Source organism: Pseudomonas sp. WS 5071 (assembly GCF_012985765.1).
GTDB classification, from domain to species: domain Bacteria; phylum Pseudomonadota; class Gammaproteobacteria; order Pseudomonadales; family Pseudomonadaceae; genus Aquipseudomonas; species Aquipseudomonas lundensis_A.
The window spans coordinates 112,013-125,854 of record NZ_JAAQWY010000007.1; the positions used below are offsets into that span (position 1 = coordinate 112,013).

The 13,842-nt window shown below is 58.2% G+C and carries 13 protein-coding genes and 1 pseudogene; 7 read left to right on the forward strand and 7 right to left on the reverse strand.

Annotation, left to right across the window (positions count from 1 at the left end; genetic code table 11):
- Positions 1 to 15: 15 nt before the first annotated feature.
- Genes HBN61_RS06490 through HBN61_RS06505 form a run of 4 tightly spaced genes read right to left on the reverse strand, consistent with a single transcriptional unit; the run spans position 16 to position 2,821 of the window.
- Positions 16 to 732 (reverse strand): PA5502 family lipoprotein, encoded by a 717-nt coding sequence (locus HBN61_RS06490; protein ID WP_094991776.1) that lies wholly within the window; start codon positions 730 to 732, stop codon positions 16 to 18.
- 37 nt (positions 733 to 769) lie between these two features.
- Positions 770 to 1,558, reverse strand: coding sequence for a zinc ABC transporter permease subunit ZnuB (gene znuB / locus HBN61_RS06495; protein ID WP_094991775.1), 789 nt, complete (start codon positions 1,556 to 1,558; stop codon positions 770 to 772).
- The gene (gene znuC / locus HBN61_RS06500) at positions 1,551 to 2,339 is read right to left on the reverse strand and encodes a zinc ABC transporter ATP-binding protein ZnuC (protein WP_094991774.1); all 789 of its coding nucleotides are present in this window, start codon (positions 2,337 to 2,339) and stop codon (positions 1,551 to 1,553) included. Before znuC ends, znuB begins: the two co-directional genes overlap by 8 nt.
- Positions 2,339 to 2,821 carry a Fur family transcriptional regulator gene (locus tag HBN61_RS06505; RefSeq protein ID WP_094991773.1) on the reverse strand — a complete coding sequence of 161 codons (483 nt, stop codon included), beginning with the start codon at positions 2,819 to 2,821 and terminating at the stop codon, positions 2,339 to 2,341. Before HBN61_RS06505 ends, znuC begins: the two co-directional genes overlap by 1 nt.
- A 66-nt stretch (positions 2,822 to 2,887) precedes the next feature.
- Here HBN61_RS06505 and HBN61_RS06510 point away from each other — a divergent pair, with 66 nt between their 5' ends.
- Positions 2,888 to 3,808, forward strand: a complete 921-nt coding sequence (locus tag HBN61_RS06510; RefSeq protein ID WP_169962335.1) for a metal ABC transporter solute-binding protein, Zn/Mn family — start codon at positions 2,888 to 2,890, stop codon at positions 3,806 to 3,808.
- 68 nt (positions 3,809 to 3,876) lie between these two features.
- Here the strand turns inward: HBN61_RS06510 and HBN61_RS06515 are convergent, their stop codons facing one another.
- Positions 3,877 to 4,827 carry a homoserine kinase gene (locus HBN61_RS06515; RefSeq protein ID WP_169962333.1) on the reverse strand — a complete coding sequence of 317 codons (951 nt, stop codon included), beginning with the start codon at positions 4,825 to 4,827 and terminating at the stop codon, positions 3,877 to 3,879.
- 57 nt (positions 4,828 to 4,884) lie between these two features.
- Positions 4,885 to 5,175: a DUF2782 domain-containing protein gene (locus HBN61_RS06520; protein ID WP_094991771.1), complete on the reverse strand. Its 291-nt coding sequence runs from the start codon at positions 5,173 to 5,175 to the stop codon at positions 4,885 to 4,887.
- Between the two features lie 74 nt (positions 5,176 to 5,249).
- Between HBN61_RS06520 and polA the strand changes: the two genes are divergently transcribed.
- Positions 5,250 to 8,018 carry a DNA polymerase I gene (polA, locus tag HBN61_RS06525; RefSeq protein WP_170046375.1) on the forward strand — a complete coding sequence of 923 codons (2,769 nt, stop codon included), beginning with the start codon at positions 5,250 to 5,252 and terminating at the stop codon, positions 8,016 to 8,018.
- A 268-nt stretch (positions 8,019 to 8,286) separates the two neighbouring features.
- Here the strand turns inward: polA and yihA are convergent, their stop codons facing one another.
- Positions 8,287 to 8,931, reverse strand: a complete 645-nt coding sequence (yihA, locus tag HBN61_RS06530) for a ribosome biogenesis GTP-binding protein YihA/YsxC (protein WP_094991769.1) — start codon at positions 8,929 to 8,931, stop codon at positions 8,287 to 8,289.
- A gap of 215 nt (positions 8,932 to 9,146) precedes the next feature.
- Here yihA and HBN61_RS06535 point away from each other — a divergent pair.
- The 5 genes and pseudogenes from HBN61_RS06535 (at position 9,147) to HBN61_RS06555 (ending at position 13,834) form a co-directional block, all read left to right on the forward strand.
- Positions 9,147 to 9,399 (forward strand): annotated as a pseudogene (locus tag HBN61_RS06535) (c-type cytochrome).
- 46 nt (positions 9,400 to 9,445) lie between these two features.
- A complete protein-coding gene (locus tag HBN61_RS06540) occupies positions 9,446 to 10,066 on the forward strand; it encodes a c-type cytochrome (protein WP_094991768.1) in 621 nt (206 codons plus the stop codon).
- A gap of 197 nt (positions 10,067 to 10,263) precedes the next feature.
- Complete coding sequence (gene dsbA, locus HBN61_RS06545; RefSeq protein ID WP_094991767.1) at positions 10,264 to 10,908, forward strand: thiol:disulfide interchange protein DsbA; 645 nt, start codon at positions 10,264 to 10,266, stop codon at positions 10,906 to 10,908.
- A 14-nt stretch (positions 10,909 to 10,922) separates the two neighbouring features.
- On the forward strand, positions 10,923 to 11,801 hold the full coding sequence (locus HBN61_RS06550; protein ID WP_094991766.1) for an endonuclease/exonuclease/phosphatase family protein: 879 nt from the start codon (positions 10,923 to 10,925) through the stop codon (positions 11,799 to 11,801).
- Positions 11,798 to 13,834 (forward strand): GGDEF domain-containing protein, encoded by a 2,037-nt coding sequence (locus HBN61_RS06555; RefSeq protein WP_170046376.1) that lies wholly within the window; start codon positions 11,798 to 11,800, stop codon positions 13,832 to 13,834. Before HBN61_RS06550 ends, HBN61_RS06555 begins: the two co-directional genes overlap by 4 nt.
- Positions 13,835 to 13,842: the final 8 nt, after the last annotated feature.

The window sequence follows — 13,842 nt, forward strand, 5'->3', positions numbered from 1 at the left end:
TCGGTAGCCTGTCGATCAAGGCTTGCTTGGAATCAGCACCATTTGCGCGGGGACATGGCGCACGATGTGGCGGTCAAGCTTGAGGTCGAACTCAGGGTCAAGTTTTTTAACCCGCTTGCTGATCAAGGTCGCCAGCCATGGGTAATCGGCTGTGCGCGGCACTTGCAGCGTGACGGCGCACTGATAATTGACGATGTCTTGCGCGATCAGGTCCAGTTGGTGGCGAAGTTTCTTGATATCGGTGATGTTCAAAGCAACAGTCGTGCTTTCGGCTGCCGGGTCGATGACCTTGGCCGGTGGGCGCGCTTCAGCCGCCTTGAGCGCGGCTTCGGCTTTATCCAGCTCGGCTTTGCGCGCATGGGCGATCGCGCTGTTGACGCCGCTAGTCAGGGCGGGCGCCTTGGGCATGAGGGTGCGAGCACGGCTCAACGCGGTGGCTGCCGCGTTCACATCGCCCTTTTGCAGGAAGATCTGACTGCGTTGCAGGTAGGCCTCAGCCAGTTGGCGCTGGTACTGCACCCACTGCGGGTCGTCCGGGGTTTGCGCTTGCAGGGTCGCCAATTCGTCTTCGGCGGTCGCAAGTTCGCTGCTGGCCAGGTTTTGCTCCAGTTGAGCGATGGCCGCGGCACGCTGTTGCTGCGCGAGCTGGTCGGCAGTCGGAGTGCTTTGGCAGGCGCCCAGCAGCACGGTAAATGCGGCAAGGAGCACGTAACGGTAGTTGAACAGCTTCATTCCTGCGGCTCTCTAAGTGCGCAAAAAACGAGCAAGTCTACACCCCTCGACGGGGCAGAACAAAACTCAGCAGAAACAGTGCAGCGGCACACACCACAATCGACGGGCCAGCCGGCGTGTCCTTGAACCACGACAGCGCAAGGCCACCACACACGGCCATCATCCCCAGCACACTCGCGCCAAGGGCCATTTGTTCAGGGGAGCGGGCATGGCGCTGAGCCGCTGCCGCCGGGATGATCAGCAGCGATGTAATCAACAGCACTCCGACAATCTTCATTGCCACGGCAATCACCACAGCAATCAACAGCATCAGGGTCATGCGCAGTGCGGCGACGGGCAAACCTTCGACCATCGCCAGCTCTTCGTGCACTGTAATCGCCAGTAACGGTCGCCACAATGCGACCAATAGCGCCAGCACCGCAGCGCTGCCTCCCACAATCCACATCAGGTCTGTCGGGCTGATCGCCAGCAGGTCACCGAACAGGTAGGCCATCAGGTCAATCCGCACTTCATGCATGAAGCTTAGTACGACCAGCCCGAGGGACAAGGTGCTGGGTGCGAGAATTCCGAGAAGCGTGTCTGAAGCCAGCGGTTGTCGTTGTTGCAAGGTGACCAGAAGAATGGCCAGCAACAGGCAGCCGACCGTCACGGCAATGGCCGGGCTGATGTCCAGCAAGAAGCCCAGGGCCACACCCAGCAGGGCCGCGTGGGACAACGTATCGCCGAAATAGGCCATGCGTCGCCACACCACAAATGACCCCAGGGGGCCTGCAACCACCGCCAAAGCCAAGCCAGCCAGCAGGGCGTAAAACAAAAAATCAGCCATGCTTGCAGCCTTCTCCATGAACGTGTGCGTGCGCTGTTGGAGCGCCTTCGGTTACCACAGAGCCATGCAAGTCATGGGCGTGGTCGTGATGGTGGTGATAAATCGCCAGGCTTTGTGCGTTTTTGCCGAACAGCTCGACGAATGCGGGGTCGCCGCTGACCTGCTCCGGGTGGCCCGAGCAGCAGACGTGACGGTTGAGGCACACCACCTGGTCAGTGGTGCTCATCACCAAGTGCAGGTCGTGGGACACCATGAGCACGCCGCAGCCGTGACGGTCGCGCAAACGGGTAATGAGTGCGTACAACTCGGACTGACCCGCCACGTCCACGCCCTGCACCGGCTCGTCGAGCACCAGCAGTTCAGGTTTGCGCAGCAAGGCCCGGGCGAGCAGCACACGTTGCATTTCGCCGCCGGAGACACTTTGTACCGGGCTGTCGATGACTTTTTCGGCGCCTACTTCTTTCAAGGCTTGCAGTGCCTGAGCGCGATCAACGCCCGGCACCAGCCGCAAAAAGCGCAGCACCGAGAGGGGCAGCGTCGGGTCGACGTGCAATTTTTGCGGCATATACCCCACACGCAGCTTGGGCTTGCGCCAAACACTGCCGTTCGTCGGTTTGATCAGCCCGAGCACCGCTTTGACCAATGTAGTTTTACCCGCGCCATTCGGGCCGATCAGGGTCACAATTTGCCCGGGTTCGACGCTCAGTTCGATATTGTCGAGCACGTTTTGCCCGGAATAGGTCACGGTGACGTGTTCAAGGCGAATCAATGCAGCGCTCATCAAGCCTCCCGGCAACCTGCGCACAGCCCGACCACTTCAACAGTCTGGCCTTCGACAGTAAAGCCGACATCCTGCGCGCTGCTGATAATCGCATCGCTGATGGATTTTTGCTCCAGCTCAATGGCTGCGTGGCAGGTGCGGCAAATCAGGAACTGGCCCTGATGCGGGTGCTCGGGGTGGCTGCATCCGATAAAGGCGTTGAGTGACGAGATGCGATGCACCAGGCCGTTTTCCAACAGAAAGTCGAGTGCCCGGTACACAGTAGGCGGCGCAGCGCGGCGTCCGTCTTGCTCGCTGAGTACGGCCAGAATGTCGTACGCGCCCAGCGGCTTGTGGCTCTGCCATACCAGCTCCAGCACACGCTTGCGCAATGCGGTCAGGCGCAAGCCCTTTTGCGCACACAAAGCATCGGCTTCGCTGAGGGCGCTGTGGACGCAATGGGAGTGGTCATGTGGGCGGCTGGCGAGGGGTGTAATAGGCATGGGCGGCGACGATTTCTGAGAGAGACGTTATTATGTTACCCGTTTCAACCACTTCGAGTGCTCATCGTGTCCCGTCTTTTTTCGATTTTTATTGCTTTCAGTGCCTGTTTGCTGGTGATCGGCCCGGCTCAGGCGGACGTTAAGGTGCTCACCAGCATCAAACCCTTGCAGCTGATCGCGGCTGCCGTGCAGGACGGTGTGGGCACGCCGGACGTATTGCTGCCGCCCAATGCGTCGCCACACAGCTTCGCACTTCGTCCATCCGACGTACGGCGTGTGCAGTCTGCCGACCTGCTGTACTGGATCGGCCCGGACATGGAGGGCTTCATGCCGCGGGTGCTTAATGGGCGTGCAGCGCCGTCGGTGTCTGTACAGACCTTGCCGGGCCTTACCCTGCGTCACTTTACCCAAGACAGTCACTCCCATGATGAGGATGCTGCCGAGCATGATCATGATCATCGCCCCGGCACGCTGGATGCCCACCTGTGGTTGGCGCCCGCGAATGCGCGGGTTATCGCCGCCAAAATGGCGACTGACCTGAGTGAGAAAGATCCGGCGAATGCGGCGAAATATCAGCGCAACCTGAAAGCGTTCAACGAACGTCTGGATGCGTTGGATGCGCGCCTGAAGGCCCGTCTGGCGGGGGTCGCCGACAAGCCGTTCTTTGTCTTCCATGAAGGCTACGACTACTTCGAAAGTGCTTACGGCCTCAAGCATGCAGGTGTCTTTAGCGTCGCATCGGAAGTGCAACCCGGTGCTCAACATGTGGCTGCGATGCGCAAGCGATTGCAGCAAGTGGGCAAAACCTGTGTGTTCAGTGAGCCGCCGTTGCGTCCGCGCCTGGCTGAAACACTGACGGCCGGGATGCCCGTCAAGTTGGCTGAGCTTGATGCGTTGGGCGGCTACACGCCGGCGACGGCTCAAGGGTATGAGCAACTGCTGGAGACGTTGGGCAACGACTTGGCGGGCTGTCTGGAAAGCTTGTAAGACGGATCTTTGTAGCCACTGTCGGGGCAAGAGGTGCTGCCTCGACAGTGATGACAAAAGCCGCGCGGTTACAGCGCGAACGGTAGGGCGATGCTGACCTTTTGGTGGGCAGCAAGACGTTGTTCGAACTCGGCCGGGTCGTGAATCAGCACGTCCTGGCCTGCAAACGTCTGTGCCGCAATCAGGCGCGACAGCCAGAAGCGTACACAGGCGACGCGCAGCAGGGTGGGCCAAAGCTCGGCTTCGCTGGCGGTAAACGGCCGCAGCGCTGCATAGGCACCCAGCAAGGCGCGGGCACGCGGGGCGTCTATTTGGCCAGCGTCGTCTGCGCACCAGTCGTTCAGTGCAATGGCCACGTCGTACAGCATCGGCCCGGAGCAGGCGTTGTAGAAGTCGATCAGCCCGGTCAGGTGCGTGCCTTCGAACATTGCGTTGTCGCGGAACAGGTCGCCGTGCAAGTTGGCCCGTGGCAGCGCCAGAATCTGTGCCTTGCGCTCGCTGATTTCATCCAGTGCCAGTTGTAGCAAGCGGGCTGCATCAGGCGTCAGGTCTTTTTTCAGCGCGGGGCCTTCGGCCAGCATCCAGTCCAGGCCACGGTCCGTCTTGCGCTCAAGCACCTTGCCGCGGGTTGCCACATGCAAATGACCGAGCAGCTCGCCCACCTGCGCACAGTGTTGAGCATTGGCTTCGCGAATGTGTTTGCCCGCCAGACGCGGTTGCAACAGCGCGGGTTTGCCTTTGAGTTCACGTAAGGCTTGGCCATCCAGCGTGCGCAAGGCATAGGGCACCGGCAAGTCGGCGTCGTGCAGCACGTCCAGCAATTCAATGAAGAATGGCATTTCGTCGATGGGACCACGCTCAACCAGAGTCAGAACGTATTCGCCCTTCTCCAGGCTGATGAAGTAGTTGGTGTTTTCGCTACCCGCGGCAATCCCCTGGAAGTCGAGCAAACGGCCGAGCCCATAAGGCGCAAGAAAAGTTTCCAGCTCGGGACGAGCCAGTTGCGTGAAAACAGACATGGTTAAAACTGCCAGTACGGGCGCCGCGACGGCGCGGCGCCGATTAAAGTTAAGACGCTATTTCCATTCGAAAATTTTCCACGATGGAATCAGCATATCCGGCTGGTCGGAACGGATGTAATTGCCATCTGAACCATCAGCGCGTACCAGAAAGTACGGTTTGCCCCCTTTTGGGGTGACCTTGATGGCGTACAGGAAGCCGTTTTGACGGTACTCCTGGATGGTTTTATCGCCTTCCGTGCGAATGGTGACTTCCGGATCGGCGGAAGGTGCTTCATCTGCCGCGAAGGTTACCAGCGGAATGGCTGCAATCAAGCTGGTGAGCAACAGGCGATTAAGTGTGCGCATGATAACCTTGTCCCTTTGTCGTCATTGGTCCGGACATTCTAGCGCCGGACTCGCCGAAAAGGTTGATCCTGCTCATGAGTCAAGCACCCCTCGTCCTGGTGGACGGTTCTTCATATCTGTACCGCGCTTTCCACGCCTTGCCACCGCTGACCACGTCCAAGGGCCTGCCGACAGGTGCCGTGAAAGGCGTGTTGAACATGCTGAAAAGCCTGCGCAAGCAGTACCCGGACAGCCCGTTCGCGGTTGTTTTCGATGCCAAGGGCGGGACATTTCGCGATGACATGTACGCCGAATACAAAGCTAATCGGCCGAGCATGCCCGATGACATGCGCGTGCAAATCGAGCCCTTGCATGCGAGCGTGATCGCGCTGGGCTTCCCGCTGTTGTGTGTGGAAGGCGTCGAGGCCGACGACGTGATCGGCACGCTGGCGCGCAGCAGCGCCGCGGCAGACCGCCCGGTGGTGATCTCCACCGGCGACAAAGACATGGCGCAACTGGTCGACGGCCACATCACCCTGGTCAACACCATGACCGGCAGTGTGCTGGACGTTGAAGGGGTCAAAGAGAAGTTTGGCGTGACGCCCGAGCAGATCATTGATTACTTGGCGCTGATGGGCGACTCCTCCGACAACATTCCTGGCGTTCCGGGCATTGGCCCCAAGACAGCTTCTGGCTTGCTGGTGGGTGTGGGCGGCGGTCTGGTCGACTTGTATGAAAAACTCGACATCGTTCCGACGCTACCGATTCGCGGGGCTAAAAACCTGCCCGCGAAGCTGGAAGAACACCGGGAAATGGCATTTTTGTCGTATCAGCTGGCCACGATCAAAATTGATGTGCCGCTGGATATCGGCCTTGAGGACTTGCACCTCAAAGCGCCCGATTGCGACAAGCTGATCGAGTTGTACACCGAACTGGAGTTCAAAAGCTGGATCGCTGAAGTCGAGCGAGAAGCCAAACGCTCGGGCCAAGTGATTGTTCATGAAGAGCCGATGACGAGTACTGACAGCGAAGTGCAGTACGAAACCATCCTTGATCAGGCCAGGTTTGATGTGTGGCTGAAAAAGCTGCAGGACGCCAAGCTGATCGCTTTCGATACCGAAACCACGGGTCTGGATGCTCAGCAAGCGCAGCTGGTGGGGTTGTCGTTCGCAGTCAAGCCTGGAGAGGCGGCCTACATTCCACTGACGCACTCCTACATGGGCGTGCCTGAGCAACTGGACCGTGACACTGTACTGCGTGCGCTCAAACCGCTGCTCGAAGACCCGAGCAAAGCCAAAGTCGGCCAACACGCCAAGTTTGATATGAACATTCTGGCCAACTGTGCAATTGGCAGCGATCAGGCGTGCGGGATTGTGGTGCAAGGTATTGCCTTCGACACCATGCTGGAGTCTTACGTGCTCGACTCCACAGCCACGCGTCATGACATGGATAGCCTCGCGCTCAAGTATCTGGGGCACAGCACCACGAGTTTTCAGGACATTGCCGGCAAAGGCGCCAAGCAGCTGACGTTTGACCAGATCTCGCTGGAACAGGCCGGCCCCTACGCTGCTGAAGACGCAGACATCACGTTGCGTCTGCACAATGTGTTGCACGAAAAGCTGCTGGCGATTCCGAGCCTTAACCGTGTGCTTACCGACATTGAGATGCCGCTGGTGCCCGTACTGGCGCGTATTGAACGTCAGGGTGCCTTGGTGGATGCCAAGCTGCTGGGCGTACAGAGCGTTGAACTGGGCGACAAAATGGTTGCGCTTGAACGCCAGGCGTTTGAGATTGCGGGCGAAGAATTCAATCTCAGTTCCCCTAAGCAGCTGGGCGTGATCCTGTACGAGAAGTTGGGCCTGCCCATCATCAGCAAGACGGCCAAAGGCCAGCCTTCGACCGCTGAGGCTGTTCTGGCTGAACTGGCCGAACAAGATTTCCCGTTGCCGAAAGTGCTGATGCAGTACCGTTCGATGAGCAAGCTCAAAAGCACCTACACCGATCGCCTGCCTGAACAGATCAACCCGCGGACGGGGCGGATTCACACCTCCTACCATCAGGCAGTCACGGCGACAGGCCGTTTGTCCTCCAGTGATCCAAACCTGCAGAACATTCCGATTCGTACTGCCGAAGGCCGTCGGATTCGTCAGGCATTCGTTGCCCCACAAGGCTACAAGTTGCTAGCGGCGGACTACTCGCAAATCGAGCTGAGGATCATGGCGCACTTGGCCAAGGATGAAGGGTTGCTGCATGCCTTCCGCAATAACCTGGATGTACACAGTGCGACCGCGGCGGAAGTGTTCGGGGTTGAACTGAGCGATGTCACCACGGACCAGCGACGCAGCGCCAAGGCGATCAACTTCGGTTTGATCTACGGCATGAGCGCTTTCGGTCTGGCCAAGCAAATCGGGGTCGACCGCAAGCAGTCGCAGGCGTACATCGACCGTTATTTCGCACGCTACCCGGGCGTGCTTGATTACATGGAGCGCACCCGCACCCAGGCGGCTGAGCAAGGGTATGTCGAAACGATCTTCGGCCGTCGCCTCTACCTGCCCGAGATCAATGCGAAGAACCCGGCCTTGCGTAAAGGCGCCGAGCGCACCGCGATCAACGCACCGATGCAAGGCACGGCGGCTGACATCATCAAGAAAGCCATGGTGGCGGTGGATAATTGGTTGAGCGCCTCGGGCCTTGATGCGCGCGTCATCTTGCAAGTGCACGATGAATTGGTGCTTGAAGTGCGCGAAGACTTGGTGGATCAAGTGCGCGACGAGGTCCGTGTCCATATGAGCCAAGCAGCGGAGCTTGACGTGCCACTGGTGGTGGAAGTGGGCGTAGGCAATAACTGGGATGAGGCGCACTAATTTGCCGGATTGCCTGCGACTGATCGTCGCAGGCAATTTGCCATTAGTGCTGAAGGGTATTTGCTTAGATCAAAGAGTTTTTAGGCATCTGGAACTAAATCCTTCTTCATCACTCAGATCTGTTGAATGGGTGGTGAAGCCCTTCAATGCTCCTAATGTTGTGTTAAGTGTTGGCAGAATTCTGAACCCCGCCCTAGCGGTTCAGTACTTGAACCCCGAACTTCCCCCTCCCCATACGAAGTCCGGGGTTTTTTTTGCCTGCGATTTGTTACTCGCCTGCTTCCTCTTCGCCTTTATTGGGCAGTTCCATCCAGTTCGCAAGCACCGTGTAGGCTTCTTCCAGGCCCATGCGCTTGGGGGCGGAGAACATTTGGATAGTGACTGCGTCGCCCCAGCCTTTACGGATTTGCGACTGAACTTTGAGCAGTTCACCCTTGGCGGCACCAAACGTCAGCTTGTCGGCTTTAGTCAACAAGATGTGCATCGGCATGCCGCTGTGAACGGCCCAGTCGAGCATCAACTTGTCGAAGTCGGTCATGGGATGACGGATATCCATCATCAAAATCAAACCTTTCAGGCTCTCACGGCTCCCCAGATAGGCTTCCAGGTGGCGCTGCCAGTGGAGTTTCAACGGGATTGGCACTTTGGCGTAGCCGTAACCCGGCAAGTCAACCAGGCGGCGTTCTTCGTCGAGCTGGAAGAAGTTCAGCAGTTGCGTACGGCCTGGGGTTTTTGAGGTGCGTGCCAGGCTGGCGTGTGTCAGGGTGTTCAGGGCGCTGGATTTACCGGCGTTGGAACGCCCGGCAAATGCGACTTCAAAGCCTTCGTCGTCAGGGCATTGATCGACTTTGGCGGCGCTAAGCATGAATTTAGCCTGTTGGCACAGACCGAGAATGGGGTTCTTGAGTTGCATGGGATTTCCGATGTGAGCGGCGTCAGGAATGGACGCGGCGAGCAGTGTCGTTTCCGTTTCAGTGACGCCAGTATATAATGCCGCAGATTTTGTGTGCGCTTTGTCCCAGCGTAGGATGAAGTACACGGGAGCGATTGACCTAGGTTGCGCATTAGAACGCAGCAAGCTCCCAACCCTGAAAGGTCGTTTTATGACTGCTGGCTGTCGGTGTCTTGATGCCGCGAATAGCGCTCAGGCTACACAGGATCCGGAAGCCGTGTACAACCGCGTTTGTATTACCTGACGTTCTGGCCCGCGCCAACCGAACCGAAACCGGTCGTCGGAAAGCCTGAGACTAGAAAGAAAAAGGGTATGGAAGCGCTGGTGCAGCACGTGACCCAGGGTTTCAAGGCGATGCCGCCGCGTGGTTTGTGCATGGACTGCAGTGTCGAGGTTTACCGTAATGATCATCGTGTGATGAATGAGTGAACCCGGCCCATAACTCTTTAACCCTTAGCCGTAGTTGGATTAGCTGATGAACAAATTACTCGTGAGTCTGCTGTTGACCTTGGGCGTCACCGGTGTTGCCCAGGCTGCAGGCACTGCTCTTGTGGGCGATGCTGCTGCCGGTCAGGCAAAAACCGCTGTATGTGGCGCTTGTCACGGTCCCGACGGCAATAGCATGGCGCCAAACTTCCCGAAACTGGCCGGGCAAGGTGACAAATACCTGCTCAAGCAGTTGCACGAAATCAAGGATGGCAAGCGCACGGTGCTGGAAATGACCGGCTTGCTGACCAACCTGAGTGATCAGGATCTTGCGGACATCGCCGCGTACTACTCCAGCCAGAAGAACACGGTGGGCGCTGCCGACCCTGCTTTGGTCGAACGCGGTCAGGCACTGTTCCGTGGTGGGGATATTGAGAAAGGCTTGCCTTCCTGCACCGGCTGCCACTCGCCTGACGGTCAGGGCAACGCGCCTGCCGGCTTCCCGCATCTGGGCGGCCAGCACGCGGACTATATTGAGAAGCAACTGACCAATTTCCGTGAAGGTGAACGTACAAACGACGGCGACACCATGGTCATGCGCAGTATTGCGGCCAAGCTGAGCAACAAGGACATCAAGGCCCTGGCCAGCTACATTCAAGGTCTGCACTAAGGTTTCTAGGGTCGGGCAGCCAGCGCAGAAGCAATGGCAATGTTAACGATCGTTTAATCCTTGAGTGTGAGTTTAAAAGGGCAGCGTAGGCTGCCCTTTTTTATGGCATCTGCCGTTACACTACCGAACTCAAGACTGCGCGGGCCTGTCTGAATACAGGTCACGTGACAGTGACCTTATTTGTCCAGGAGTAAAGCATGCGTAATCTGATCCTCAGCGCCGCTCTCGTCAGTGCCAGCCTGTTTGGCATGTCAGCCCAAGCCGCCGATGTGCCGCTTGAAGCGGGTAAAACCTACATCGAGCTGGCTAATGCTGTTCCAGTCGCTAAGCCTGGCAAGATCGAAGTTGTTGAGTTGTTCTGGTACGGCTGCCCGCATTGCTACGCGTTTGAGCCAGTGGTTAACCCATGGGTCGAGAAGCTGCCTGCGGATGTGAATTTTGTGCGTATTCCGGCCATGTTCGGCGGCCCATGGGATGCTCACGGGCAACTGTTCCTGACCCTTGAAGCCATGGGTGTTGAGCATAAAGTGCACAATGCGGTGTTCGAGGCTATCCAAAAAGAAGGCAAGCGCCTGACCGATCCTGCTGACATGGCTGATTTCTTGGCCACTCAAGGGGTAGACAAAGACAAGTTCCTGGCGACGTTCAATTCGTTCGCCATCAAGGGCCAGATCGTCAAAGCGAAAGAACTTGCCAAAAAGTACGAAATCACCGGTGTTCCAACCATGGTCGTCAACGGCAAGTACCGTTTTGACCTCGGTACTACAGGCGGCCCTGAGAAAACCTTGAACGTTGCAGATCAGTTGATTGCCAAAGAGCGTGCGAACAAGGTTGAGCAGTAAGGAGCGCCTTGCTCGTGCGGCGCTGGAAAAAAGAACGCATCGTTGGCCTGCATGAACCGCAGGTCAATGAAGACCATCTGGCAGCCCGCGGGTTGCCGGACGATCGTCGTTTGCGTTTGCTCAGCTTCAATATTCAGGTCGGCAACAGCACTCAGGGTTATCGTCATTACCTGACCCGCAGTTGGCAGCACGTGCTGCCGCACAAGGGGCGCACAGGCAACCTGGACAGAATCGGCAACGTATTGAGCGACTTTGATCTGGTTGCGCTGCAAGAGGCGGACGGTGGCAGCCACCGTTCCGGCTACATCAATCAGGTCAAGTATCTGGCCCAACAGGGCGAATTTCCTTACTGGTATCAACAACTCAATCGCAATCTCGGTCGCCTGGCCCAGCACAGCAACGGGGTGCTCAGCCGCTTGCGTCCTACTGCGATTGAAGACCATCCCTTGCCCGGCCCTGCGGGTCGAGGCGCGATCCTCGTGCGTTTCGGTGAAGGGGCGGACGCTCTGGTCGTCGTCATGATGCACCTGGCGTTGGGTACCAAAACCCGCACCCTGCAACTGGCGTATGTGCGCGAGCTGATTGGCGATTATCAACACCAGATATTGATGGGTGACATGAACACCCATGCCAGTGATCTGTTGCACACGTCGCCATTGCGCGATTTAGGATTGCTGGCCCCGCAAATGGAGGCCACCTTCCCCAGCTGGCGTCCCCAGCGTTGTCTTGATCATATTTTGCTCAGTCCAACCTTGACCCTGGAGCGGGTTCAGGTGCTGGACCAGCCCATTTCAGACCATTTACCGGTCGCGGTTGAAATACGTTTGCCCGGCTCGGTGGGTGTCGACTCACTGCCCGCGTTGAGTTCCCCCGCCAGTGAGCCCCCTGCATGACCGCCGACGACGCCAAGCGCTGGAAAGAGAAGTACCTTAAAAGTATCGAACAACAAGAAAAACTCGAGCGTCGCTGGAATGCACGCCTCGACTTGCTGCGCCGTGGGCTGGTGCGCAGTACGTTGGCCGCCGAAGGTTCTGATCGTACAGTCGATCAGTGCATGAAAGAGATGCGCGAGGCGGTGCGCACCGACGAAATGGACGCCGCGCTGGCGGCCCTTATGCCTCGCCTTGAAAAGGCCGTGCTCGACTCTGAGCAGCGCCGGGAAACCCGGGTCGAACAGATCAGTACTGCGCTCAACACGCTGGTGAATCAGTTGCAGGCGCTGCCCTTGCCCAAGGACGTCAGAAAGCCCCTTAAGACCTTTGCCAAGCAACTCGACAGCCGCGTGACTCAAGCGCGTGAGATCCCGCTGCTTTTGGGTGAGTTGAGTGCTTTGCAGGGGCAGGCGCTAGCGCCTCAATTGAACGATGCAGAGCCGCCGAAACCGGGCTTGCTGCAACGTTTGTTTGGCAGCGCCGAGGCTGAAAAGACTGCGCCTGAGCCTGAAACGCCCGGCCCTCAGCTAATTAGCGCCGCCCCGGAGCTTCTCAATGCAGAACCCGTTCCATTGCACTCTGCGCCTGCTGGCGAGCCTGCGCCTGCGCCTGCACCACATCACGAGGTTGAAGTAGCCAACGTGCCGGAGCAGGCACTCGAGCAACCCCAGCCCTCGGCCATTGAAGCCGAAATCCTGTCGCTGCCACCGCTTGAGCCTGTCGCACACGTTGCAGGTGCCGAGGTGCCCGAAGCGATCGCAACCGAAGCAGATGAGGCGTCGAGCGGCGCGCTGGAGTCGGTGGTCGCCCAGGCTGAAGCCGAGCTTGTCCAGGCGCAGACACCACCCACTCCAGCATCCCCGGCCCTCGAACCTGAACCTGACGCGCTTGAGCAGCCAAGCCCTGAAGAAGACCCGGTTTACGCGCTGCCCGACACCCCTGAGCCCTCCTACAGCTCGGTCGCGACACACATTGAATCAACATTGCTGGGCCTGTTGAATGATCTTTCGTTGCCCGAACATCATCGGCCGCAAGCTGAAGCCATGCGCAGCCGTCTCGAAAAAGGGTTGAACTGGTACGAATTGCTGCCCATCCTCGACGATCTTGCGGTTTTGATGCTGGCCATTACGGACAGCGGTCAGCATGAGTTCGAAGCCTATCTCAAGCAATTGAACGAGCGACTCGAGTCCTTTCAGGGCAACCTTCAAGCCGCCAGCGAAGGCCATGCTGAGGGGCGTACCGCAGCGGATGACATGCACACCCAACTGCGTGAGCACGTTGACGATCTGCAGAACAGCGTGCAAGACGCCGCGGACCTGAACAGCCTTAAACACATCCTTGAAAGCCGGTTGGAAGGGTTGCTGGGCACCATGGACCAGCATCAGCAACAGCGCGATGCCCGTGAGCAGGAAGTGGCTGCCCACCTGCAAGGCCTGGCTGAGCGTGTAGCGCATATGGAACAAGAAGCCCAAGGCTACCGCGAGCACCTTGAAGAGCAGCGCCAAAAGGCCCTGATCGATCCTTTGACCGGCTTGCCCAACCGGGCGGCGTGGGGCGAGCGACTGGCCCACGAGGTAGAACAATGGCAACAGCACGGCAACATGCTGCTGGTGGCTATGCTCGATCTGGACCACTTTAAGCGCATCAACGATGGCTATGGTCATTTGGCGGGCGACAAGGTTTTGAAGATCATCGCCACGCAATTGCGTAAACGCTTGCGCCCCAACGACTTTATTGCCCGCTTTGGGGGTGAGGAATTCGTCCTGTTGATGCCCGCTACGGCCCTGGCTGTGGGTGTGCAACTGGCCAACAAGTTACGTGCTGCAATCGAGGCATGCCCGTTTCACTTTAAGGGTGAGCCCGTGACCGTCACGGTTTCAATCGGTTTGGCCGCATTTAAGCCCGGCGAACGCAGTGACCAAGTCCTTAAACGTGCAGACGAAGCGCTTTACCGGGCCAAGGCGGCGGGTCGCAACACCATTGAACAGGGTTAAACGCCAGC